24 protein-coding genes and 1 pseudogene are annotated in these 21,849 nt (G+C 49.4%); 4 read left to right on the top strand and 21 right to left on the bottom strand.

Annotation, left to right across the window (positions count from 1 at the left end):
* The 15 genes and pseudogenes from ACY2VW_RS08225 to ACY2VW_RS08155 all read right to left on the bottom strand — a co-directional run.
* Positions 1–485, bottom strand: a pseudogene (locus tag ACY2VW_RS08225) (DUF5696 domain-containing protein); the annotation flags it as partial.
* A 116-nt stretch (positions 486–601) separates the two neighbouring features.
* Positions 602–955 (bottom strand): ribosome silencing factor, encoded by a 354-nt coding sequence (rsfS, locus tag ACY2VW_RS08220; RefSeq protein WP_461877728.1) that lies wholly within the window; start codon positions 953–955, stop codon positions 602–604.
* A complete protein-coding gene (gene yqeK, locus ACY2VW_RS08215; protein WP_461873586.1) occupies positions 956–1,558 on the bottom strand; it encodes a bis(5'-nucleosyl)-tetraphosphatase (symmetrical) YqeK in 603 nt (200 codons plus the stop codon).
* A 12-nt stretch (positions 1,559–1,570) separates the two neighbouring features.
* Complete coding sequence (gene nadD, locus ACY2VW_RS08210) at positions 1,571–2,191, bottom strand: nicotinate-nucleotide adenylyltransferase (protein ID WP_461877727.1); 621 nt, start codon at positions 2,189–2,191, stop codon at positions 1,571–1,573.
* A gap of 67 nt (positions 2,192–2,258) precedes the next feature.
* Positions 2,259–2,552, bottom strand: a complete 294-nt coding sequence (gene yhbY / locus ACY2VW_RS08205; protein WP_022462902.1) for a ribosome assembly RNA-binding protein YhbY — start codon at positions 2,550–2,552, stop codon at positions 2,259–2,261.
* A gap of 31 nt (positions 2,553–2,583) precedes the next feature.
* Positions 2,584–3,882 carry a GTPase ObgE gene (obgE, locus tag ACY2VW_RS08200; RefSeq protein WP_238061403.1) on the bottom strand — a complete coding sequence of 433 codons (1,299 nt, stop codon included), beginning with the start codon at positions 3,880–3,882 and terminating at the stop codon, positions 2,584–2,586.
* A 119-nt stretch (positions 3,883–4,001) separates the two neighbouring features.
* On the bottom strand, positions 4,002–4,292 hold the full coding sequence (gene rpmA / locus ACY2VW_RS08195; RefSeq protein WP_022462904.1) for a 50S ribosomal protein L27: 291 nt from the start codon (positions 4,290–4,292) through the stop codon (positions 4,002–4,004).
* 4 nt (positions 4,293–4,296) lie between these two features.
* Positions 4,297–4,617 carry a ribosomal-processing cysteine protease Prp gene (locus tag ACY2VW_RS08190; RefSeq protein ID WP_238061404.1) on the bottom strand — a complete coding sequence of 107 codons (321 nt, stop codon included), beginning with the start codon at positions 4,615–4,617 and terminating at the stop codon, positions 4,297–4,299.
* A 5-nt stretch (positions 4,618–4,622) separates the two neighbouring features.
* Positions 4,623–4,928, bottom strand: a complete 306-nt coding sequence (gene rplU / locus ACY2VW_RS08185) for a 50S ribosomal protein L21 (protein ID WP_022462906.1) — start codon at positions 4,926–4,928, stop codon at positions 4,623–4,625.
* 116 nt (positions 4,929–5,044) lie between these two features.
* A complete protein-coding gene (locus ACY2VW_RS08180) occupies positions 5,045–5,920 on the bottom strand; it encodes a DegV family protein (RefSeq protein WP_117804981.1) in 876 nt (291 codons plus the stop codon).
* 151 nt (positions 5,921–6,071) lie between these two features.
* The gene (locus tag ACY2VW_RS08175) at positions 6,072–7,082 is read right to left on the bottom strand and encodes a CPBP family glutamic-type intramembrane protease (RefSeq protein ID WP_461877726.1); all 1,011 of its coding nucleotides are present in this window, start codon (positions 7,080–7,082) and stop codon (positions 6,072–6,074) included.
* Between the two features lie 27 nt (positions 7,083–7,109).
* Positions 7,110–8,309 carry a ribonuclease E/G gene (locus ACY2VW_RS08170; RefSeq protein ID WP_461877725.1) on the bottom strand — a complete coding sequence of 400 codons (1,200 nt, stop codon included), beginning with the start codon at positions 8,307–8,309 and terminating at the stop codon, positions 7,110–7,112.
* Positions 8,302–9,009, bottom strand: coding sequence for a TIGR03936 family radical SAM-associated protein (locus ACY2VW_RS08165; protein WP_461877724.1), 708 nt, complete (start codon positions 9,007–9,009; stop codon positions 8,302–8,304). Before ACY2VW_RS08165 ends, ACY2VW_RS08170 begins: the two co-directional genes overlap by 8 nt.
* Entirely contained in the window at positions 8,993–10,858 is a 1,866-nt protein-coding gene (locus ACY2VW_RS08160; RefSeq protein WP_461877723.1) for a TIGR03960 family B12-binding radical SAM protein, read from the bottom strand. The genes ACY2VW_RS08165 and ACY2VW_RS08160 overlap by 17 nt, the downstream gene beginning before the upstream one ends.
* A 26-nt stretch (positions 10,859–10,884) precedes the next feature.
* Positions 10,885–11,931 (bottom strand): M42 family metallopeptidase, encoded by a 1,047-nt coding sequence (locus ACY2VW_RS08155; RefSeq protein ID WP_461877722.1) that lies wholly within the window; start codon positions 11,929–11,931, stop codon positions 10,885–10,887.
* 294 nt (positions 11,932–12,225) lie between these two features.
* Here ACY2VW_RS08155 and ACY2VW_RS08150 point away from each other — a divergent pair, with 294 nt between their 5' ends.
* A complete protein-coding gene (locus tag ACY2VW_RS08150) occupies positions 12,226–13,101 on the top strand; it encodes a YitT family protein (RefSeq protein ID WP_461877721.1) in 876 nt (291 codons plus the stop codon).
* Between the two features lie 82 nt (positions 13,102–13,183).
* Here ACY2VW_RS08150 and ACY2VW_RS08145 read toward each other — a convergent pair whose 3' ends face one another.
* Both ACY2VW_RS08145 and ACY2VW_RS08140 read right to left on the bottom strand, forming a co-directional pair.
* Positions 13,184–13,771 (bottom strand): 50S ribosomal protein L25, encoded by a 588-nt coding sequence (locus ACY2VW_RS08145; protein ID WP_461877720.1) that lies wholly within the window; start codon positions 13,769–13,771, stop codon positions 13,184–13,186.
* A 236-nt stretch (positions 13,772–14,007) separates the two neighbouring features.
* Positions 14,008–15,009, bottom strand: a complete 1,002-nt coding sequence (locus ACY2VW_RS08140; RefSeq protein WP_461877731.1) for a DnaJ C-terminal domain-containing protein — start codon at positions 15,007–15,009, stop codon at positions 14,008–14,010.
* 216 nt (positions 15,010–15,225) lie between these two features.
* Here ACY2VW_RS08140 and ACY2VW_RS08135 point away from each other — a divergent pair, with 216 nt between their 5' ends.
* The 3 genes from ACY2VW_RS08135 (at position 15,226) to ACY2VW_RS08125 (ending at position 18,508) form a co-directional block, all read left to right on the top strand.
* Positions 15,226–16,428: an iron-containing alcohol dehydrogenase gene (locus ACY2VW_RS08135; RefSeq protein WP_461877730.1), complete on the top strand. Its 1,203-nt coding sequence runs from the start codon at positions 15,226–15,228 to the stop codon at positions 16,426–16,428.
* A gap of 85 nt (positions 16,429–16,513) precedes the next feature.
* Entirely contained in the window at positions 16,514–16,993 is a 480-nt protein-coding gene (locus tag ACY2VW_RS08130; RefSeq protein WP_461877719.1) for a DUF6465 family protein, read from the top strand.
* A gap of 129 nt (positions 16,994–17,122) precedes the next feature.
* Positions 17,123–18,508, top strand: a complete 1,386-nt coding sequence (locus tag ACY2VW_RS08125; RefSeq protein ID WP_118741466.1) for an MATE family efflux transporter — start codon at positions 17,123–17,125, stop codon at positions 18,506–18,508.
* Positions 18,509–18,590: 82 nt separating this feature from the next.
* On the opposite strand, the gene ACY2VW_RS08120 is transcribed toward ACY2VW_RS08125, so the two are convergent.
* The 4 genes from ACY2VW_RS08120 to ACY2VW_RS08105 all read right to left on the bottom strand — a co-directional run bounded on the left by ACY2VW_RS08120 (position 18,591) and on the right by ACY2VW_RS08105 (position 21,793).
* The gene (locus tag ACY2VW_RS08120) at positions 18,591–19,364 is read right to left on the bottom strand and encodes a histidinol-phosphatase (protein WP_461877718.1); all 774 of its coding nucleotides are present in this window, start codon (positions 19,362–19,364) and stop codon (positions 18,591–18,593) included.
* 27 nt (positions 19,365–19,391) lie between these two features.
* Complete coding sequence (locus ACY2VW_RS08115; RefSeq protein WP_461877717.1) at positions 19,392–20,249, bottom strand: transporter substrate-binding domain-containing protein; 858 nt, start codon at positions 20,247–20,249, stop codon at positions 19,392–19,394.
* A 122-nt stretch (positions 20,250–20,371) separates the two neighbouring features.
* On the bottom strand, positions 20,372–21,115 hold the full coding sequence (locus ACY2VW_RS08110) for an amino acid ABC transporter ATP-binding protein (RefSeq protein ID WP_022462788.1): 744 nt from the start codon (positions 21,113–21,115) through the stop codon (positions 20,372–20,374).
* Positions 21,116–21,118: 3 nt separating this feature from the next.
* Entirely contained in the window at positions 21,119–21,793 is a 675-nt protein-coding gene (locus tag ACY2VW_RS08105) for an amino acid ABC transporter permease (RefSeq protein ID WP_022462789.1), read from the bottom strand.
* Positions 21,794–21,849 lie beyond the last annotated feature (56 nt).

Raw genomic sequence — 21,849 nt, 5'->3', positions numbered from 1 at the left:
ATATAGCCGCCGGAGGTCTCAAATCTTCCGTCAAACGAAAGCTTTCCAAGCTCCGTCTCCCACGTATTCGGAATCAGAAGTCCCTGTCCCTCGGTAAGAAGCGTATACCAGTCCGTGCGGCCGTTTGTAAACTCCATTACCGCCGGCCACAGCACCTTTACCGGATGCAGTCCCTCCTCGCAGAGCGGAATCCACTCCATCCAGAGTGTTTCATCCACAGCTTCGATCCAGATAATCGTCTCGAAGGCATACGGTGTTCCCGCAAATCCCGCATAACGGCTCCGGATGCCGCATCCGACGCCGAAGGAATAGACCTCATGGGAAATCTCCTCTGCATCCAGGAAACGGTATGTTCCCTCTGCAAAAATCAGTTCCGGTGTCTTTTTCAGATCCGTATTCCAGACAACGCCGTCTTTTTCGATCCTAAGTCCCAGCGTCTCTTCGTCGAGCATTACGGCAAGCGATCCGCTTTCTATTTTTTTCATCGTGTGATATCCTCTTTTTTCTTTATCGTATGCGTTTCAAACGCCAGAAAGGCGCAGAGAACCCGTCCGCCTTTTTCTGCGCGGTTCCGGATTTTCTGCGCCTTTTTCCACTTAGTTTACATGATTTCTTCTTTTTCTACAACTTTACCGTCTCTCCAGATTCTCTCCAGCTCGTAGAACAGGCGGTTCTCCTCATCGAAAATATGGATGACAACATCGCCGTAATCCATCAGAATCCAGTTTGCGGTCTGATAGCCTTCGATCTGTTTTGGATGTACGCCGGCTTTTCCGAGTACTTCCTCTACGTTGTCTGCCATTGCCTGTACCTGGTTGCGGTTGCTTCCGCTGGCGATCATGAAATAATCTGCCAGAGTAGAAACATGGGTAATGTCCAGAATGCGGACATCCATTGCTTTTTTATCTTCCAGTGCTTCCAGTGCAAGTTTTGCAGTCTGTTTTGCTTCGCTCATTTATGCTTCCTCCTTTGCCGTCCGTTCCCGGTGCAGTGCCTCATAGAACTGATATGCCTGCTCCGTCATCGGGTCCATCGTCTTCGGGTTTTCCGACAGATACGCCATACTGTCTTTTAAAATTTCATACATGCATTCGTCGATATCGGTGAATGCCAGCTTCCGAAGGCGGGTAAGGTGCGGTGCCTTGTTTCGTGCCGGCTCGATATAATCTGCGATATAAATGATCTTCTCCAGCAGTGTCATATCTTCTTTTCCTGTCGTATGCCAGGTGATGGCACTTAAGATCTCCGGATCTTCCACCTTATACTTGTCCTTCGCCAGAAATGCACCGAGCTTGGCATGGATCAAAAACGGATTGTTCCGCTCAAACTCAGTGATTTCAATCTTGTTTTTCTCACACATGGTGATTTTTTTCTTATTCGGAATGCATTTTGCACAGTCGTGAAGCAGTCCCGCGACACGGGCTTTTTCGAGATCCCCGCCCCATACCATCGCCATGGATGCTGCGGTAAACATCACACCGAGCGTGTGATGATAGCGGTCTTCATCGACTTCCTTCTGGAGTTTTTTGTCCAGTTTCCATAAATCGTACTGTTCCATCCTGCTCTTCCTCTAATCCTGATAGATTTTCTGCTCCTGAATGTAGGAAATCACAGAATCCGGCAGATAGTATTTCACTGATTTTCCTTCCCGGATCCATTCCCGCAGTTCGTGGGAAGAAACATCCAGATTCGGTGTGTCGAGTTTCAGAAAGGTACCGTGAAGTTTTTCTGCATTTCGTTCCATACAGGCCAGAAGCTCTTCCTTTTTTGCCCGATCCCTGGTCGCCACAAGGATCTTTGCCGCGGCGCAGATCCGCTCTGGATTTTTCCACTCATCAAAATAGAACAGGGAATCCGCTCCAATGATAAAGTAAAACTCCGTGCCCGGATGTTCCTTCCGCATCGCCTCAAGCGTCCGATAACTGTAGGTATAGCCCTCATCTTCCATCTCTTTGGTGCAGAGCACAAAATGAGGATTGGATGCGATGGCACGGCGCACCATCTCGACACGCTGTGCATCCTTTGCCCGTCCCGCCCGGTTCCTCTTATGTGGCGGATTTCCGGCCGGAAGGAACCAGACTTCATCGAGCCCGAACTGCTCGTACGCCGCCTCGCCAAGGATCAGATGACCGATATGAATGGGATCGAATGTGCCTCCCATAATGCCAACTTTTCTGTTTGTCTTTTCCATACGTTTTCCTCAAAAAGCGCCGGAACTGCAGCGGTATGCTCCGGTCCCGGCGGTTCTTTCCTGCGGATTATTTCGGAAGCTGAATTTTCTTTTTCTCTTTTTTGCCCTCTTTGTACAGCACGATCTTTTTGCCGATCACCTGTACGACCTGGGAATTGGTGCGTTCTGCCAGAACTTCTGCGATCTCTCTTGGATCATCGAGGCAGTTCTGCAGTACATTGATTTTAATCAGCTCTCTCGCCTCAAGTGCCTCTGCAACGGCAGCGGTATGCTCCGGTGTGATGCTGCTTTTTCCTACCTGCAGAATCGGTTCCATGGTCATGGCAAGGCCTTTCAGGTATGCTCTCTGCTTGCTGGTCATACGTCTCCTCCTTCGTTTTTATTCGTTCGTTTTATTTATAATAATCAAATTCAAATCCATACATCTTGACGGTATCGCCTTCCTGGATGCCGGCCTGCTCGAGTTCGTCTAAGATGCCGGTATCTTTTAAGAACCGCTGGAAGAAAGCAAAACCTTTCTCGGAATCCAGATTGGTGTAGCCGAGCATCTTCTCGATCTTCGGTCCCTCGATGATGAAGCGGTGCTCGTCCTCCGGGTCCTGCACGACGGTGTACGGCAGGTTCTCAGCAAGAAGCATATCCTCCGGGAAGAATTCCTGCTCGAAGACCATACGCTCTTTCGGAAGCTCATCGAGTTTTTTCTGTACGGCATATAAAAGCTCTTTTAAGCCTTTTCCGCTGACGGCAGAAATCGGATAAACCGGGATGCCTTTCGGCTCGAACTCTTTTTTCAGACGTTCCACCGGATCCTCTTCGCCCTCTTCTACATAGATCGCATCGGTCTTATTGGCCGCGATGATCTGCGGGCGTTTTGCGATCTCCGGGTTATAGGCTTCGAGTTCTTTGTTGATCTTGTTGATATCATCCACCGGATCTCTTCCCTCGGTCGATGCAACGTCTACTACATGGATCATCACGCGGGTTCTCTCGATGTGGCGCAGGAATTCATGGCCGAGGCCGACTCCTTCCGATGCACCCTCGATCAGTCCCGGGATATCTGCGATAACAAATCCGCTGCAGCCCTCAAGGTCTACGACACCGAGGTTCGGGGAAAGCGTGGTAAAGTGATAATTTGCAATTTTCGGTTCTGCATTTGTCACGCGGGAAAGCAGGGTCGATTTTCCAACGTTCGGGAAGCCGACGAGTCCGACGTCCGCGATGACTTTCAGTTCCATTCTTACTTCCAGCTCCTGTGCCGGCTGGCCTGGCTGGGCGTATTTCGGAACCTGCATGGTAGCGGTTGCGTAATGCATATTTCCGTTTCCGCCTTTTCCGCCTTTTAATACAACCTGACGGCGGTTTTCACCGGACATATCTGCGATGACTTTTCCGCTCGCAGCGTCCATAATGACGGTTCCTTCCGGTACTTTCAGGACAATATCTGCGCCGTTTCCGCCATGGCATCTGCGTTTTCCGCCCGGCTCGCCGTCGGTAGCAGAAAACTTTCTTCTGTGGCGGTAATCAACCAGTGTATTCAGTCCTTCGTCAACTTCAAAAATAACGTCTCCGCCTTTGCCGCCATCGCCGCCGTCCGGCCCGCCGTTCGGTACAAAAAGCTCTCTGCGGAAACTGACATGTCCGTCTCCGCCCTTACCGGAGCGGATCAGAATTTTTGCTCTGTCTGCAAACATGGTATTCTCCTGTCTTAATCTAATCTACGCAGCTATTCAGAACCCCATTTCGAATCCGGCTCTGAATAGTTAACAAAAACGGCTTCAAACCTCTTAAGATTTGAAGCCGCACCTTTGTCTTACTCTTCTGTTGCTACCGGATATACGGAAACCTGTTTTTTGTCACGTCCTTTTCTTTCGAAAGCTACGCGTCCGTCAACCATAGCGAATAAGGTATCGTCTTTTCCGATTCCTACGTTAACGCCTGGATGAATCTTGGTTCCACGCTGTCTGTAAAGAATGTTTCCAGCCTTTACAACCTGTCCGTCAGCTCTTTTTGCTCCTAATCTCTTGGACTCGGAATCTCTACCGTTCTTGGTAGAACCAACTCCTTTTTTATGAGCGAAAATCTGAAGGTTCATATTTAACATGGTATTACACCTCCTTGAATGCGATCTCTAAGTATTGTGCTCCATAATCGCGGCGGATACTTTCGAGGCCCAGCAAAAGTGATTTTACAAGAAGTGCGGTACTTTCAGAATACCCATTCGGGAATGAAAAATACACGTATCCATCTCCAGCCTCACTTATAATCAGATCCTCTGTCAATGTTTCCACGGAATTTACGGTGTTTACAACCAGTGCGGAGACAGCGGCACAGATAATATCCTGCCCTTCCTCTGCATAGCCTGCATGACCGTTTGACTCCACGGAGATGTACTCGCCGTCACACTCTGTTACGGTTATACAAATCATAAGACTTAAGCGTTGATTTTTTCAATCTTCACTTCAGTGTACTGCTGTCTGTGACCGTTTTTCTTATGATAACCAGTTTTTCTCTTGTACTTGTAAACGATAACTTTTTTGCCTTTACCGTTTCCAACTACAGATGCGGTTACGGATGCATTTTTAACGTCCTCGCCAACTTTCAGTCCGTCATTGCTTACTGCAAGTACCTGATCAAAAGTTACGGTTTCTCCAGCTTCAACGCCAAGTTTCTCTACTCGGATAACATCGCCTTCAGCTACCTTGTACTGTTTACCACCTGTTGCAATAATTGCGTACATATGGCACCTCCCTATCAATTACTCGCCAGATTCGGTGGTCTTTCGACTCTTTTACCTCTCTGTGCGGCATACTTCTACAATATATCATCACATCTGCTGTTTGTCAATAGTATTTTTCAGGAAATTGCAGATTTTTTTTCGCATGCAATTGCCAGTGCGCCAGGTCCGATGTGGCAGGCAACGCTTAAGGACAGCGGATGCGCATCGACTTCAAAATCCGGGAAGGCTTCTTTTACTTCGGCAATCCATCCATCGATTACTTCTTTGTCGTTTGCGGTATAGGCAATGTGAAGTCCCATGATGCCGGCTGCACGCTCTTTTGCGAAGCGCTTGTCCATATCTTTTTTCATAGCCTTGATCATGGCTTTCTTTGCCTGTTTCACACCGCGTGCTTTTTCAAACGCGTCAAGCTTCTCTCCCTGGATCGTCAGCACCGGTTTGATATTTAAAACGGTTCCGATCATGGCTGCTGCCGGCGTAACGCGGCCGCCTTTTTTCAGGTATTTTAACGTATCTACCATAATATAGATACTTGCATCCAGCGCATCCTCTTCCAGAATTGCTTTGATGTCTTTTGCTGCCACGCCGCGGTTTGCCATTTTCTTTGCATCCAGAACGGACTGCTGCTGCGTAACGGAGATTCGCTGGTTGTTGACAACCTGCACTTTTCCTTCGTAGTCCTCGGACAGCACGGTCGCTGTATCACAGGAGGTGGAAAGGCCGCTTGACATCGGAATATAAACAATGTCATCGTACTCTTCGAGAATTTTGTTCCAGAAATCCATCAGATCTCCCGGAGACGGCTGAGATGTGGAAACAGCCGCATCCTCTGCCAGAATCTCGTAAAACTGTTCCTGTGTCAGGTCGATATCCTCAAACTGGATTTTTCCGCGCATGAAGAAAGGCATCGGAAGGACAAAAACGCCCAGCTCTTTCGCCTGACTCTGTGTAATACCGCTGTTGCTGTCGGTAGCAATAGCTGTTCTTGCCATAGTTCTTATTCCTGCTGTTTTTTGTTTTCCGAAAAAACAGCTTTTCCTTTCTGTAATATCGTGTAACACTTAATTTTCTGTTATTCTATCACAAACCGTACCTGTTTTCTACCCGGCTGGGACATTTCTGCAAAATTGCCCAAACTGCTTTTTACATCATACCAATACCAAGGAAAAACAGTCCGCCAAGGATCAGCAGAATGGTCGGAATTACGATTTTTGCAATGGTCTTTTTTCTTCTCTCCTTCGGGAAAAATCCTTCGCTTTTTGTCTGCTGGTACGTCAGAAGACGGCTTCCCATATAAAGGCCGATCGGCATCAGCGCTGCTTCGATCAGATACATGCCGATGTACGTTTCCGCTGCATATCCGCTGCCTGCTGCTGCGTTCCCCTGCGAGAACATATAGAGAAAGCTTGCCGCAATGCTCGCCACAATCGTCGATGCATTGTGGACGAAATGGAACAGCGAGCTGTAAAACATGTTGTCGGTCTTCATCCGCACATACGAGAGAACGATTCCCATCATCATCATGGGAAGAAAACGGACGATGCTCATGTGAAAAGCGCCGAAATAAACGCCCATCAGAAGCAGCATCACCCATTTCTTTTTGATTCCGCGCAGGCTGTACTGCAGAAGACCGCGGTGCAGTGCTTCTTCACAGATGGCCGGTGTCAGCGCAACGACAAGCAGCTCGCCGAAATAGGAAAGGCCCGCCATACTGCTGTCCATGGATTCTGAGAGGCTTGCGTATTCCTGCGGGAAAATCCATTCCATCAGCAGGAAAAGGGCAAGCACACCGCGGTACGTCACATACCACATCAGAATGGTTCCGAGGATTCCGGCTCCATCCGGCTTTTTTAATGGGAACACTTCTTTTAACGGAATATGAAGTGCCCGTACGACGAGAATGGATCCGATCAGGAATACAATGATCTCGTCCAGCGCATTTCCATACATCCCGCCCGCAAGAACCAGCGGGATTCCGGCGAGATTAAAAAGAACCATCAGAAAGGCAAACACCAGCAGGCCCTGCCATGGTTTCAGTATCTTTTCTTTTTCCGCCGGCTGCGGCCGTTTTGCCGGCATCTGGTTTCGAAAGGGTTCGTAAAGATATGGGGTATCATTTTCATTGAGGTGAATCGGTTTCTTTTGTAGTTCCATATTCATTCCTCCTTTGTGAGATTACTGTCATTTCATCTGTTCTGCCAGCGGCCGGCGGATTTTCTTTCTCGTCAGTTCCACGAGATGAAGCGCCGTCATATCGACAACTTTGGTCTGGACGGGATCTTCCCGCACAAGACCCTGCAGGAAGCCGAAAAGGCGCTCTTCCTGCTCTTTTTCCGGCATGTTGATAAAGTCAATCAGGATCAGACCGGAAATCCCGCGCAGGCGGATCTGGCGGGCGATTTCGCGGGCTGCCTCCTGGTTTACGCTGTACAGAAACGTATTTTTCCGTCCGCCGAGCTGCTTTCCGCTGTTCACATCAATCGCGGTCAGCGCTTCGGTCGGTTCGATCACGAGGAATCCACCGGAGGGCAGTTCCACACGTTTGTCGAGTGCCTGTTTTACGTGATATTCGAGATTTTCTTTCTTTGCCAGCGTGGTAAGCGGATCCTCATACCAGGTCAGGCGGCAGTCGTGAAAATCATGACGCTCCAGATATTCTCTGCAGATCTCATACGTTTCTCTGTCATCTGTCACAAGTTCTGAAACTGACGGTGCATACCGTTTGACGAGCTCCGGCACGGCATCTGACGCCCGATACAGGCAGGAATACAGGCTCCGCATCGTTCCATACTGGGCAATCCGCGCGAGCTTTTCGGACAGCTCGAGATATTCCTGCCGGATTTCTTCTTCCGAAGCATCAGCGGATGCGGTGCGGAAGATCACGCCAAACGGAAGGCTTCCGCCGGAAAGTTCTGGAAACATCCGGCTTCCCAGGCCTTTTAACCGTTTTTTCTGCTCCGGCAGAAGGCGTCCCGAGCATGAAATTTCCGGCTTTCCATAGTAGAGCGCCAGGGCGCTTCCCGAAAGAGAAAGTTCTGCTGTCGCCGACGGAAGCTTCGTTTTCTGCGCCTCCCGCTGGATCTGCACGACGATTTCATCCCCGGCACGCAGTTCCGTTCCCGGTGTTTTTTTCAGAAGATACCCTTCTTTTACACGGGACAGATCAAGGAAACAGCTCTGCTGCTCCGCAAACGAGACGAATGCCCCGCGGATCCCGGGCGCCAGTTTTTCCACACGGCCGACATAAACATTGCCAAGCAGTGTTTCCTTTTCCCTGCAGAGAGCCGTCAGCTCGACCGGTCTTTCTCCTTCCGCCAGCGTGTGTACCAGGTAATCTTTTCCCTCCCACGGCAGATGGGCAATGACAATTCGTTTACTCAACTTCTTCTCCTAACGCTTCCAGCGGAACCAGCTTTCGCTCTTCTTCCGTTCCGATGTCTGCGTAAACTTCCTCGCGCAGAATCGTGCATGCAAACGGCGGCAGTTCAACCCCGCACCATTTGCAGAACGCTTCCATCACGAGCTCCGGTTTCAGGTTCGAAACACTTCCGGTGGAGAGCTGCATCCAGACACCGCTTTTCTTTACTTTCATATCGTAAATCCATGGGCGGATATCGGTCAGCTTTTCGCTTCGTTTCGTTTTTCGCATGATCTCAATCTGCGGAAGTGCGAAAAACTCCGGTACTTTCGTTTCCAGATCAATCTCCGGCATTTTTCCCTCGCGGAACTGCACGAGATAATCGGCTCCTGCTACGAGAGACATTGCCTTGCTTGCTTTTCCATCCGGCACATGGCGGGCGGAAATGACTTCCATTCCCTCAACCATCGTCGCATTCAGACTTTTTACAATCTCGTCGGTTTTCATATCTTCCGCGAGCACCATATCGAAATATTCACCGGTGCTGCTGATGCCGACACCGAGCGGAGACGCAAACGACAGCAGCATGTGCGGGCTGAAGCCCTCGGAATAAGCGATCGGAAGCTCTGCACGGCGGATTGCCTTCTGGAAGTAACGCATCACATCCAGATGACCCACAAATTTCATCACACCTGTTTTAGCAAACTTAATTCTGATTTTCATAGCAGACACCTCCTCCGAATGATTTTGCTCCGCAGCCGGAACACTGCATCTTACAGTTCGGGGTAACGGTTTCCTGCTGTGCCCGCTCCCATTCGCGGATCAGGAATTTTTTCGTCACGCCGATATCAAGGAAATCCCACGGAAGGATCTCATCGGTGCTGCGCTCACGGCAGGCATAAAACATAATGTCAATGCCCGTCTCTGCAAACGCTTCTTCCCAGGCATCTTTCCGGAAATACTCGGACCAGGCATCGAAAATTGCACCTTTTCGGTACGCTTTTTCGATAACTTCGGCACATTTCCGGTCGCCGCGTGCAAGGAATCCCTCCAGAAGGGAAATATCTGCCTCGTGATAAATGTAACGAATGCTTTTCTGATTCAGCTGTGCACGGACTTCTGCCTTTACAATGGATGCTTTTTTCAGGAAATCCTCTTCCGTGTTCATCGGTGCCCACTGGAACGGGGTGAACGGCTTTGGAATAAAGAATGAGGAGCTTGCCGTAATCTGGCATTTTCCGTTTCTCTGGTCTTTCGGAATCTCATAGTAGCGCTCTGCGATTTTTTCTGCCAGATGCGCGATTCCTTTGATATCATCCTCTGTCTCGGTCGGAAGTCCCAGCATGAAATACAATTTTACTTTATTCCAGCCGCCTTCAAACGCCTTTCCTGCCCCGTCGAGAATCACTTCTTCTGTCAGTCCTTTGTTGATAACATTTCGCATGCGCTGGCTTCCCGCCTCCGGTGCGAAGGTCAGGCTGCTCTTTTTGATATCCTGTACCTTGCTCATAACATCGAGGGAGAATGCGTCGATTCGAAGAGACGGAAGGGAAATATTCACGCCTTTCTCCGGGCAGCTGTCGATCAGATAGTTGACAAGCTCCGGAAGATGGCTATAATCACTCGAACTCAAGGAACTCAACGAAATCTCATCGTGGCCGGTATTGCGCAGCATATGGGTCGCAAGTTCTTTTAACTTCTCCACGTCACGCTCTCTTGTCGGACGGTACACCATACCCGCCTGGCAGAAACGGCAGCCGCGGATACAGCCGCGCTGGATCTCCAGAACGACACGGTCCTGTGTTGCCTTGATAAACGGCACAACCGGCTTCTCCGGATACGTTGCCTGGGTCATATCCATCACAAGCTGTTTTTTGATCTTTTCCGGTGCTTCCGGAATGGACGGCGTAAAGGCCGCAACGGTTCCGTCCTCGTGGTACGTTACTTCATAGAACTGCGGTACGTAAATGCCCGGGATCTGGCATGCCTTTTTCAGGAAATCCAGACGGGTTCCGCCGTTCTTTTTATTTTCCAGATACGTGTCAAAAAGCTGGTCGTACACAACCTCACCCTCTCCGATATAAAACAGATCGAAGAACGGTGCGATCGGCTCCGGGTTGTACGTGCACGGGCCGCCGCCGATGACGATCGGGTCCTCGTCGGTACGCTCCACCGCATGCAGCGGGATTCCGGCAAGGTCGAGCGCCTGCAGAACGTTTGTATAACACATCTCATACTGCAGGGTGATAAACAGAAAATCCTCGTTTTTCACCGGCTCCTGGGATTCCAGTCCGAAAAGCGGAATGTTCTGTTCGCGCATCACGCGGTCCAGATCCGGCCACGGGGAGTAAACGCGCTCGCACCACATATCCTCGCGTTTGTTGAACATATCGTACAGGATCTGGATGCCAAGGTGGGACATACCGATCTCATACACATCCGGGAACAGGAATGCGCCGCGCAGGGCTACTTTCTCTTTGTCTTTTACGACACTGTTGAATTCATTTCCAATGTATCGCGCAGGCTGCTCAATCTGGAGCAGCACTTCTTCTGGCAATGCTAATTTTCTCATGCAATTCTCTCACTTGTTCTTATTTTTTATTTGTCCAGATACGCCGCAAGCAGTTCCAGCGTATTCTTCACACCGTCCACATGGCTTCTCTCATATCCATGGGATGCGTACACACCTGCGCCGATCAGGGCGTGGCGTGCATCTGCACCGCCGCGGAGAGTTGCCTCCACGTCAGAGCCGTAGTGCGGGTAAACATCCGCCGCATAGTCGATTCCGTTTGCTTTTGCTGCCGCAATCAGCTCACCGGTAAAATCGTAGCTGTAAGGGCCGCCGCTGTCTTTGACGCAGATGGATACCTGGTGCTCTTTACACTCCAGTCCGTCGCCGACACAGCCCATATCAACGGAAAGAATATCTGTCACGCCCGCTGGAACAGAAGCAGATCCGCCGTGGCCGACTTCTTCGTACACGGTGATGTGCTGGTAAACCGGACGGGACGGTGTGACATTTTCTTCTTTTAAATACTTTGCATAGCCGAGCAGGATTGCAACGCTCAGTTTATCATCAAGGAAACGGCTCTTGATGTAGCCCTTCTCGGTGATGCGGGTTCTCGTCTCAAAGCAGACGATATCGCCGGTCTCGATGCCGAGCGCTTTTGTCTCCTCTTTGGAGAAGACCATCTCATCCAGAACGACCTCCATATTGTCGTAGGTGCGGTCCTGCTGGTCGTAGGAACCGTTGACATGGATCGACGGGTTGTTCATCTGGAAGCAGCCCTCGTACCGTTTTCCGTCTCTTGTGATGACAACGCAGTTTTCCGTCTCCGCATTGTTCGGATTCATACCGCCGAGCGCGGTGAGACGAAGACGGCCGTTTCCTTTCACTTCCGCTACCATGCCGCCGAGCGTATCGGTATGTGTCTCCACAAGGACACCGCCGTTTCCTTCACAGCCTTTGGCAAGCTGCACCAGAAGGCCGCCCTTTGTGGTGATCACCGGCTCATAGCCCATCGCTTCGTACTCTGCTTTCAGCCATGCAACAGCATCCTTCGTGTAGCCGGTCGGGCTGTCGATGGAGAGCAGTTTTTTCAGTTTCTCTGTTATAAAATCAACATAAACCTTTGTATTTTTCATGTTTCTTCCTCCATTTTTGTTTCTGTTTTTTCTTCTTTTTTCGAAACATTTTGAAACAGAAACTGCAGATTTTTTTCTTTCCGAAAAAAGATCCTGCCCTTCATCATACCACAGAAATAAATTGGATACAACCATCGGAAAACGGAAAAATGGAAATAAGGAAAATGTAACTGGACAAACTACCCTATGCCATGCTATGTTTGAAGAGGGGGATACATGATTAGCTGTTATTCAAAAAAGTTTCTTCTATAATAAAATAAAGGTCGCCTCAAATTCAAATAAAGGAGTAAAAAAATGGACACAAAAGAACAGGCATCGCAGCCTGCATTACAAACGTTAAAAGAATATGCTGTCATTACCGCAGCTGTTCTGATCATGGACATTGGAATTTATGTTTTTAAATTCCCCAATAATTTTTCTTTCGGCGGTGTATCCGGTATGGCCGTTGTCATCTGCCGGTTTCTTCCGTTCACTGCCTCACAGATCAACCTTTTTATCAACCTGCTGCTTCTGCTGGTTGGTTTTACTGTGCTGGGGCGGAACTTCGGCGTCAAGACAGCCTACGTGACCGTGCTTTCCTCGGTTCTTCTGAACATTTTTGAAAAGCTGTTTCCGATGGCACATCCGCTTACCGATGAGATCATGCTGGAGCTCTGCTTTGCCATTATTCTTCCGGCACTGGCGGCAGCACTGCTGTTTTTTGAGAATGCCTCCGGCGGCGGCACGGACATCATCGCCATGATTATCAAAAAATACTCTACGATGAATATCTCCACTGCCCTGCTGGTTACCGACCTCATCGTTGTCATCCTTGCTTTCCTGATTTTCGATACCCTGACCGGTCTTTGTTCGGTTCTCGGTCTGATAGCAAAAACACTGCTGATTGACAAAACGATTGAGCGGATGAAGCTGAATAAATTTTTTACGATTATCTCCAACAACCCGCAGCCGATCTGCGATTTCATCACAAAGGATCTCAATCACAGCGCAACCCTTTACGATGCCGTCGGCGCTTACTCCGACCAGCAGCGGACGGTCATTCTCACGGTTGTGGATGTGAAGCAGGCCGTCTATCTCCAGCGGTTTATTCATGATACTGAGCCGACCGCATTTATTGCGATCACGAAGAGCAGCGAAATTATCGGAAAAGGCTTCATGCGTTATATCTGATCGATTCAAACCATATTTTTTCACGCAAAAAAATCCGAAGGTTTTTGACGCCTTCGGATTTCTTTGTATGTGCTTATTCTGTTTATTTCTCTTCTGCTTCTTCGGTATCTTCTGCAGGTGCTTCTGCGTTGTGGGAAGCCATCAGACTTACGACAATGGATTCCGGATTGGTCTTTATGGTAATATCCGGGTCAGCGGCCAGGGACAGATCTTTGACACGGATAACATCACCGATCTTCATTTCTCCAACATCAACCATTACCTGATCGACCAGGGATGCCGGATATGCCATGTAGGCAACCTCGTTCAGATCCTCCTGCAGAACGCCTTCTGCGATCTTTTCATGGTTTACAAGGACAATTTCCGCAACAGAATGAACTTTCTCGTTGCTGACCAGTGCCTGGAACTCGATCGAATCGATCTGTCCGGCTACCGGGTTATAATCAACATTTTTGATCAGGACATCGTAAGCGGTTCCGTCGACATCCAGCATAATCTGGCTGCCTTTGTGGTCTGTCTTCAGCAGTTTCTCGACATCTCTTTTTACCATCTTAACTGGAATGGATTCTTTCATCTCTCTGCCGAATACATTGCCGACAACATATCCTTCTCTTCTGAGTCTTTTTGCTTTTACATCCAAACTTCTCTTTTCAGCTTTTAAAGTATTCATTTACCTTTTCCTCCAAAAATCTGATTCTTAGCAGGCTTCTTATCTTGTGAAGGGTGTTAAGTTTGCTTTGCCTTGTGGCTATGAATAAGTTCTTGGAACAGGATGTTTGGGAACATGCAAGGAAGCTTTTGTTTCTTGTTGATTCCTTTTCTTTGTTCTAGCTGTAATATAATACTGCAAACAAAATTTGTCAACCCATCTTTTTTGATTTCACAATTTCTTCACATTTGCAGTTTTCAGCATGCCTCTTTGTACTCCATCAGCTTCTGACGCGCTGTGCGGTTCAGACTGCGCGGTACGGCAATCTCAATCGTTGCATAATGGTCGCCGTGCACGTTCGCATCTTTCATGGATACCATTCCCTTGCCGCGTAGACGGATCTTGCTGCCGGACTGGGTTCCCTCTTTGATCTTGCAGACAACATCTCCGTACAGCGTCGAGACACGCGCTTCACCGCCAAAGACTGCCGTTGTGTATGGAATCTGAATCGTCGTATAGATATCCATTCCACGCCGTTCAAAGCCTTTCTTTTCTTCTACATTGACTTTCAAAAGCAGATCGCCGCGGCGGCCGTTTGATCCTGCATGGCCTTTGCCGCGCAGGCGGATGCTTTTTCCACTCTCGATACCGGCCGGGATTTTAACCAGCAGCGTATTGGTCGTTCCGTCCGGATTCCGCAGGGTAATCTGTTTTTCACAGCCCGATGCAGCCTCCTCCAGGCGGATCGAAACCTCAGCGTGCAGATCGAGATCCTCCGCCGCACCACGACCGGAAAATGCATCCTCAAACGGATGTCTGCTGCTTCCAGAACGCGTATACCGCTCGCTTCCGAATCCACGGCTTTTGCCATGAAACATCTGATCAAAGAAATCGCCGAACATATCGTCCGCGTTTCCTTCAAAATGAAATTCGTGATAGCCGCCGTTGTTTCCGCTTCCGCCGAACGGGTTTCCATACGCACTGCCGTACGGATTTCCGCCGCCCTGCTGGCTGTACGCGCCGGCTCCCTGGTCGAACGCCGCGAATCCGAACTGATCGTACATTTTCTTCTTTTCCGGATCGCTTAAGACAGAATACGCTTCTGTCACTTCCTTAAATTTCTTTTCCGCATCCGGGTTTCCCGCATTCGTATCGGGATGATATTTTTTCGCCAGTTTCCGGTATGCACGCTTGATTTCTTTCTCGTCTGCATTCCGGCTGACGCCTAATACTTCATAATAATCTCTCTTTGTTTCCATCATCAGGCACCTCCAGTCAAGCCTTTTCCTGATTTCCCAGGTGAACAATTCCTGGCTCTTTTTATCTGTTCTATTCGTACTATAACACGCATTTTTCACACTGTCAATTCTTTTCACGGAAGATTCAAAATTCCTATACGAATTGAAAAACCTGCCGTGTACTGTTACAATAAGAGATATACAATTCTCACGATTTTTTATGGAGGTACTTGATTGATGCATTCCATTTTCTGGTTCCGCATTCGGCAGTGGGTGTTGAGCCGCGTTCTTCATCTGACAGAGCATAAGAAACAGACACTCCTTGCAGCACCGGATGCCGTTCTGCAGCTCCCCGCGTTATTCCGGAAACGCCGGATCTCCCGGATTCTCCTGGTGACTACCCCCGGTTTTATCCGCCGCGGAACACTGACGTCTCTGCTGGATGGCTGTAAAAAAGAAAACATTTCCGTCACCATTTTCTCCGAAATCGCCCCGGATCCGCAGATTGAGAGCGTGGAACAGGGTTTCCGTCTTTATCAGCAGATTCAGGCGCAGGCTATCCTCGCCATCGGCGGCGGATCCGTTCTCGATGCAGCAAAGCTGATCGGTGCCCGCGTCTGCTGTCCGAAAAAGACGGTTCCTGCGATGCGGGGCCTCCTGAAAGTCCGTCGGAAACTTCCACAGCTGTTTGCCGTGCCGACGACAGCCGGAACCGGTTCAGAGGCAACGGCGGCAGCTGTCATCACAGACTGTATCGATGGGAAACCATACAAATACGCCGTCAATGACCTCTGTCTGATCCCGGATACGGCAGTTCTCGATCCGCAGCTTACGATCAGCCTCCCGTCCTCTATGACCGCAGATACCGGTATGGATGCCCTGACCCATGCCATGGAAGCTTTTCTTAACCTCTTCGCTTCCCGCAGCGTGCAGAACGCATCCATCGAGGCTGTCTGTGAAATCTTCCATGCCCTGCCCGAAGTCTGGCGAGACGGCACCCATCTTGCCGCACGGCAGGAAATGCTTCATGCATCGTATCTGGCCGGTTTCGCTTTTACCAACAACTTTGTCGGCTACGTCCATGCCATCGCCCACGCCGTCGGTGCACTGTACCACATTCCGCACGGAAGAGCCAACGCGGTTCTGCTGCCTGCTGTTCTGCGCGAATACGGTTCCTGCATTACGCCTAAACTTGCCGTTCTCGCCGATGCGCTTTCTCTCGGCGGAGATACCGTTTCTGAAAAGGCTGAGCGGATGATTGCAGCTATCGAGGCTATGCGCGATTCGTTTGACATTCCATCCACTCTGCCGCACCTTTCGCCGAATGATTACGCAGAAATAGCACGCCGTGCTTTGAAAGAAGCAAATCCCACCTACCCTGTTCCGCAGATCTGGGATTCCGAAAAAATCTTTTCTGTGCTCCGCCGTGTACAATCCTAAAGCCGCTGTTTTCTCGAATTTAAATTTGACAGAACGCAAAAAACATGGTAATTTATTAGAGATATCGCATAGAGGAGTGAATAAAATGAATAAAAGAACCATGAAAAAAATGGCCAAAGCGAAACAGCAGGCTGCAGAAGCTGCAAAAACAGCGGAAACCGTTGTAAAGGCAGCGGCACCGGCAAAAGAAGTAAAACCAATGACTGAAAAAACCTTACATACAGAAGCAGCCGAAGGAAAAGCAGAAGCTGCAAAAGAGCCGAAAAAAGCAACCAAAAAAGAAACCGTTAAAAAAACAGTAAAAAAGGAGACCACGGAAACCATGGCAGAAGCAACCAAAACCCCACGCAAAATGACAAAAGTATCTGATACCGTTCTTGAGATCTTCGAGACAAAAGTATCCATGAAAGATCTCGAAGCAGTCATCAAAAAAGAAGTAAAAGCAAACGGATTAAAAGGCGAGATCAAAATCTACCTGAACGCAGAACAGAGAGCCGCTTACTATACCGTAGACGGACAGGGATCTGACGATTTCAAAGTAGATCTGACCACTCTTGCTGAATAATTTTTCTGTCAGCTGATCTGTCAGAACAGACCAAAAGCGGCATGTCCGAAACAAAGTCTTCCGGATTTTGTTTCGGGCATGTTTTTTGCTGTCTGTTCCCAAACCTAAAAAACGACAAGGTATTTTTCTATGAAAACTGTAAACCATCTCGGAACCGACCCGATCGGAAAGCTGGTTCCCCGTATTGCTTTTCCGAGCATGCTGGCACAGTTCGTGAGTGTTCTGTACAGCATTGTAGACCGTATGTACATCGGCCACATTGCCTCTGTCGGTGATCTGGCGCTCGCGGGTGTCGGCGTCTGCGGTCCCATTCTCACCATGATCGGCGCGTTCTCCTCCCTCATCGGGGTCGGCGGCGCACCGCTGCTCGGCATCCGGCTCGGAGAGAAAAATGAAAAAGAGGCATCCCGCATCCTGGCTAATGCGTTTCTGATGCTTGTTTCCCTGTCCCTCGTTCTGACAGCCGCGGCGCTTTTTTTAACCCGCCCGATGCTGATGGCATTCGGAGCCAGCACCGTTACGTATCCTTACGCCAGAGCCTATTTTATGATCTACGTTTCCGGCTCTGTGTTTGCGCTTTTATCGACCGGCCTGAACCAGTTTGTGATCTGCCAGGGCTTTGCCAGTGAGGGAATGAAATCTGTTCTGCTAGGCGCCGTCCTGAATCTGCTGCTGGACCCTGTGTTTATCTTCGTTCTGCATCTCGGCGTGCGCGGCGCGGCAATTGCAACCGTGCTCTCCCAGATCGCAAGCTGTCTGTATGTGCTGCATATTCTGTTCGGAAAGACGATTCCGATCCGCATCACCTTCGGCGGGTATTCATTTGCGATCATGAAACGCATTCTGACAGTCGGTTTTACTCCGTTTCTAATCATTGCCATCGACAATGTGATGATCATTGCGATGAACGCCGTCCTGCAGCGGTATGCACCCGCCGGACAGGGAGACAGCTTCATCACCTGTGCAACGATCGTTCAGAGCTTTATGCTGATTATTACGATGCCGCTCGGCGGAATCAGCGGCGGAACGCAGTCAATCCTCGCATACAATTATGGAGCTGGAAATTCCAGGCGTATTCTTAAGGCACAGAAAACCATCATCGCACTCTGTGCCGGATTTACGACCTTGATGTTCCTCGTCTCCAATGCCGCCGGAACGCTGTTTGCGCAGCTTTTTACTTCCGATCCGCAGATCGTCTCGATGGTGGTCCGCGCGATCCATATTTCGACACTCTCAGTCATTCCGCTCGGCATTCAGTACGAGATTGTAGACGGCTTTACTGCAATGGGCCGCGTGCGCTATTCGTTTGCACTCTCCTTCTTCCGGAAATTCGTCTACTTTACCGCTCTGTTTCTTCTGCCGAGGTTCTTTGCACTGGAAAACATCTTCTACGTGGAACCTATTTCCGACCTGATCGGGCCGGTTGTCTCAATGATCGTTTACTGGACTTCGATTCAGAAGATTCTGAAACAGCGGGAAGAGGCGGTACGGCTGATGCACACAAAAAAAGCATAAAAAATCTCATATCAAAAAAGCTGTTCTTTTCCGCGGAGTTTTCAAAACTCTCACCAGAAAAGAACAGCTTTTTCTGCTTCTGTTAAAATGTCTTCGGCATCGGAACAGTTTCCTGTACTTTCAGACCGTATTTTGCTGCCAGCTGCAGTGCCTTCTGTTCTGTCTCCGGATTCCAGACGGCTTTCGGCGTATGGGCATCACAGCCGAAAACGGCGGTGTTTCCTTCTTCGCCGGCGATCTTCCAGAACTTCTCGTTCGGATACCATCTTTCTTCCATCAGACCAAGGAAATTGATCTCCAGCGGAATGTTTCTCTTTTTCACCTCACGGCAGAGTCTCCGGTATTCCCGGTCGAACACTGCTTCGTCGCCGTTGAATAAAAAGAGATCCGGGTGTGCCAGATACAGGTATTTTCCGGTATCGATGCCTGCCAGGCACTGGTCCACATACTGTTTCAGGTAGCTTCCGTCTGTTGTTCCATGGCCGCTGTAGAGAATCTTTTCGATCTCATTTCCCAGGCTGTGCTGGCCAAGCACAAAGTACTCAAACGGATAGTCCGACAAAAAATCAATCAGCTGATCCCAGAATCTCGGGAAATACTCTGTTTCGAGTCCGAGATGGATTTCAATATCCTTGTCATACTCTTTTTTCAATGCCAGCACGGTGTTTACATAGCCTTCCACCTGATCGAGCCGCATCCGCATGCCGGAATCGTAGCCGTCCGGAAAGGGATAAGGCGAATGGTCGGAAAAACCGAGAATCTTAAGGCCGCCCTCAATCGCGCGCTCCACATACTCCCGCTCCGTTCCGTCCGCATGGCGGCACCGCCATGTATGGGTATGGTAATTTGCAATCATGATCTGTAACCTTCTTTATTTTGTATCTTATTCTGCTGCTTCTTTGGAGATATCCGTTCCAAAATATTTTTCCGAAAGCTCTGTCAGAGTTCCGTCTTCTGCGAGCTCGCCAAGTGCTTTGTTGACTGCTTCGAGCAGTGTCTTGGTCTCATCACCTTTTTTCATCGGAATGCCGACTTTGGTGGATTCCGGATCGAGGCATGCAATTTTGATCTCTGCATCCGGGTGTGCTTTCATATAATCGTAATACGTTACCTCTGCGTTCAGAGTTGCATCGATACGGCCGCTTAAGAGAAGCTCGAAAGTCTGCTCCAGATCGTCAACACCGGTAACAGTTGCGCCGTATTTCTCGGCAACTTCTGCATACGTACTGGAAATGGTGTTTGCAGTGCTCTTTCCGTCGAGGTCCTCCATGGACTGGATTTCATCGTTAGCAGAGTTTACGATAACAGCGGTGCGGTTGTATGCATACGGATCGGAAAAGCTGTATTTCTCAGCGCGCTCCTCCGTAATATCTACGCCGTTTACCATGATATCATACCGGCCGGAATCGATTCCTGCAAGAAGGCCGTCCCACTCACCCTCTACAAAGGTTGCTTTCACGCCGAGTTTTTCTGCGATCTGCTGTGCCACTTCTACGTCGTATCCAACCAGGTTGTCGTCCTCATCGTGATATGTCCACGGTGCCCAGGTTCCTTCCATTGCTACAACGAGCTCACCCTTGCTCTGGATCTGCTCTAAAAGGTCCCCAGACGCACTTGCGGAAGATGCTGCTGCAGAGGAAGAAGCACTGCTGTTATCTGCTGTGCCGTTTCCGCATCCGGTCAGTAAAAAGGATGATGTCAGGATACCTGCCAGAAATACTGCTGCCATTTTCTTTTTCATAATATTCGCCACTCCTTTTTTGTTTTGTTCTGGAAGAAGCTGCCTTTGCTTCTTCTGTTTTCTTTATTGCAAACTGTCCGGATTCCGTGCTCCGGGCAGGATTTGCCGCTTTGCGGGATACCTTACTCGTAATGCTGTTCAATATTCTGCAAAAATGTTCTCGTCCGCTCTTCCCGCGGATTTGCGAAAAATTCCTTCGACGGACCTTCCTCAACGACAACGCCGTTTTCCATAAAGACAACTTTGTTCGAAACGTTTCTTGCAAAGCCCATCTCATGCGTGACAACGAGCATCGTCATTCCCTCTTTGGCAAGCTGGCGCATAACACCAAGCACCTCGCCGGTCAGCTCCGGGTCGAGTGCTGAGGTCGGCTCATCAAAATAGATAATTTCCGGATCGGTTGCCAGTGCACGGGCGATTGCCACCCTCTGCTGCTGTCCGCCGGAAAGCTGATGCGGATAGTAGTCCGCACGGTCCAGCATGCCTACTTTTTCAAGCGCTGCACGCGCTTTTTCCTCCGCCCTGGTTTTTGGCATTTTTCTGCCGATGATCAGGCCCTCGGTTACGTTATGAAGGGCTGTTTTGTTCAGGAACAGGTTATAGTTCTGAAATACAAATGCGGTTTTCTGACGGATCGCCGCGATGTCTTTTTTGCTGATGTTGTGAAACGGATATTCTTTCCCGTCAAAAATCAGGCTGCCGCCGTCCGCATGCTCCAGAAAGTTGACACAGCGCAGCATCGTCGTTTTTCCCGAACCGCTCGGACCGAGGATTGCAACAACATCGCCCTGGTTTACTTTTAAATCTACACCTTTTAATACTTCCAGGCTGCCGAACGCTTTCTTTAATCCTTTAATTTCCAGCATGGCTTATTCCCCTTTTTTCTGATATGTACTCAGTTTCTTCTCTCCGATTCCCTGCAGCTTCGTGAGCACGGTGGAGAACAGCAGGTAGATCAGTCCTACTTCAATATACAGTGCCAGCGGCTCATGGGTGCGCGCTACAATTCGCTGCGTTACCATAAACATCTCCGTCACGGTGATATTTGCGGCAAGGGAAGTATCCTTTACCATGGCGATCAGAGAGTTGGAAAGCGGTGGGAACGCGGTGCGCATTGCCTGCGGAAGAATGATTCTCCGCATGATCTGCAGATACGACATGCCGACGCAGTAACCGGCTTCGAGCTGGCCTGCCGGAACGGCTTCCAGGGCCGCACGCATCGTCTCGGCACTGTAGGCGCCCTCATTCAGGGAAAAGACGAGAACTGCCGCCGGAAACGGATCGATCAGAATACCGGCACGCGGAAGTCCGTAAAACACAACAAAAAGCTGGACCAGAAGCGGGGTTCCGCGGAAAATCCAGATATAGAAACGTGCAATCTGACGAAGGCCTTTGATGTTTGCAAACTGTACCATAGCCATTGCCGTCGCAATTACAAGTGCAATGGAAAACGAGATTACAGTAAGCGGAATCGTCACCTTAAGGCCCGGCAGAAAGATTTTCCAGAAAGAATCCAGAAGAATATTCCATAATCTTTCGCTCATTTCGATATATCCCCCTTATTTTACATTTTCGAGAATTGCTATGGATAGGATAACAC

The organism is Fusicatenibacter sp., assembly GCF_977045365.1.
This window is presented reverse-complemented; position numbering and strand designations above follow the sequence as displayed.

Bases quoted from the DNA above. Each gene is read 5' to 3' on its own strand.
- ACY2VW_RS08175 (WP_461877726.1), bottom strand. From the start codon at position 7,082: ATGGAACTACAAAAGAAACCGATTCACCTCAATGAAAATGATACCCCA.
- ACY2VW_RS08155 (WP_461877722.1), bottom strand. From the start codon at position 11,931: ATGAAAAATACAAAGGTTTATGTTGATTTTATAACAGAGAAACTGAAA.
- ACY2VW_RS08105 (WP_022462789.1), bottom strand. From the start codon at position 21,793: ATGAGCGAAAGATTATGGAATATTCTTCTGGATTCTTTCTGGAAAATC.
- rpmA (WP_022462904.1), bottom strand. From the start codon at position 4,292: ATGTTAAATATGAACCTTCAGATTTTCGCTCATAAAAAAGGAGTTGGT.
- ACY2VW_RS08150 (WP_461877721.1), top strand. From the start codon at position 12,226: ATGGACACAAAAGAACAGGCATCGCAGCCTGCATTACAAACGTTAAAA.
- ACY2VW_RS08130 (WP_461877719.1), top strand. From the start codon at position 16,514: ATGAATAAAAGAACCATGAAAAAAATGGCCAAAGCGAAACAGCAGGCT.
- ACY2VW_RS08165 (WP_461877724.1), bottom strand. From the start codon at position 9,009: ATGAAAATCAGAATTAAGTTTGCTAAAACAGGTGTGATGAAATTTGTG.
- ACY2VW_RS08180 (WP_117804981.1), bottom strand. From the start codon at position 5,920: ATGGCAAGAACAGCTATTGCTACCGACAGCAACAGCGGTATTACACAG.
- ACY2VW_RS08115 (WP_461877717.1), bottom strand. From the start codon at position 20,249: ATGAAAAAGAAAATGGCAGCAGTATTTCTGGCAGGTATCCTGACATCA.
- ACY2VW_RS08110 (WP_022462788.1), bottom strand. From the start codon at position 21,115: ATGCTGGAAATTAAAGGATTAAAGAAAGCGTTCGGCAGCCTGGAAGTA.
- ACY2VW_RS08160 (WP_461877723.1), bottom strand. From the start codon at position 10,858: ATGAGAAAATTAGCATTGCCAGAAGAAGTGCTGCTCCAGATTGAGCAG.
- obgE (WP_238061403.1), bottom strand. From the start codon at position 3,882: ATGTTTGCAGACAGAGCAAAAATTCTGATCCGCTCCGGTAAGGGCGGA.
- nadD (WP_461877727.1), bottom strand. From the start codon at position 2,191: ATGGAAAAGACAAACAGAAAAGTTGGCATTATGGGAGGCACATTCGAT.
- ACY2VW_RS08135 (WP_461877730.1), top strand. From the start codon at position 15,226: ATGCATTCCATTTTCTGGTTCCGCATTCGGCAGTGGGTGTTGAGCCGC.
- ACY2VW_RS08125 (WP_118741466.1), top strand. From the start codon at position 17,123: ATGAAAACTGTAAACCATCTCGGAACCGACCCGATCGGAAAGCTGGTT.
- ACY2VW_RS08145 (WP_461877720.1), bottom strand. From the start codon at position 13,771: ATGAATACTTTAAAAGCTGAAAAGAGAAGTTTGGATGTAAAAGCAAAA.
- ACY2VW_RS08190 (WP_238061404.1), bottom strand. From the start codon at position 4,617: ATGATTTGTATAACCGTAACAGAGTGTGACGGCGAGTACATCTCCGTG.
- ACY2VW_RS08120 (WP_461877718.1), bottom strand. From the start codon at position 19,364: ATGATTGCAAATTACCATACCCATACATGGCGGTGCCGCCATGCGGAC.
- yqeK (WP_461873586.1), bottom strand. From the start codon at position 1,558: ATGGAACAGTACGATTTATGGAAACTGGACAAAAAACTCCAGAAGGAA.
- ACY2VW_RS08140 (WP_461877731.1), bottom strand. From the start codon at position 15,009: ATGGAAACAAAGAGAGATTATTATGAAGTATTAGGCGTCAGCCGGAAT.
- rplU (WP_022462906.1), bottom strand. From the start codon at position 4,928: ATGTACGCAATTATTGCAACAGGTGGTAAACAGTACAAGGTAGCTGAA.
- rsfS (WP_461877728.1), bottom strand. From the start codon at position 955: ATGAGCGAAGCAAAACAGACTGCAAAACTTGCACTGGAAGCACTGGAA.
- yhbY (WP_022462902.1), bottom strand. From the start codon at position 2,552: ATGACCAGCAAGCAGAGAGCATACCTGAAAGGCCTTGCCATGACCATG.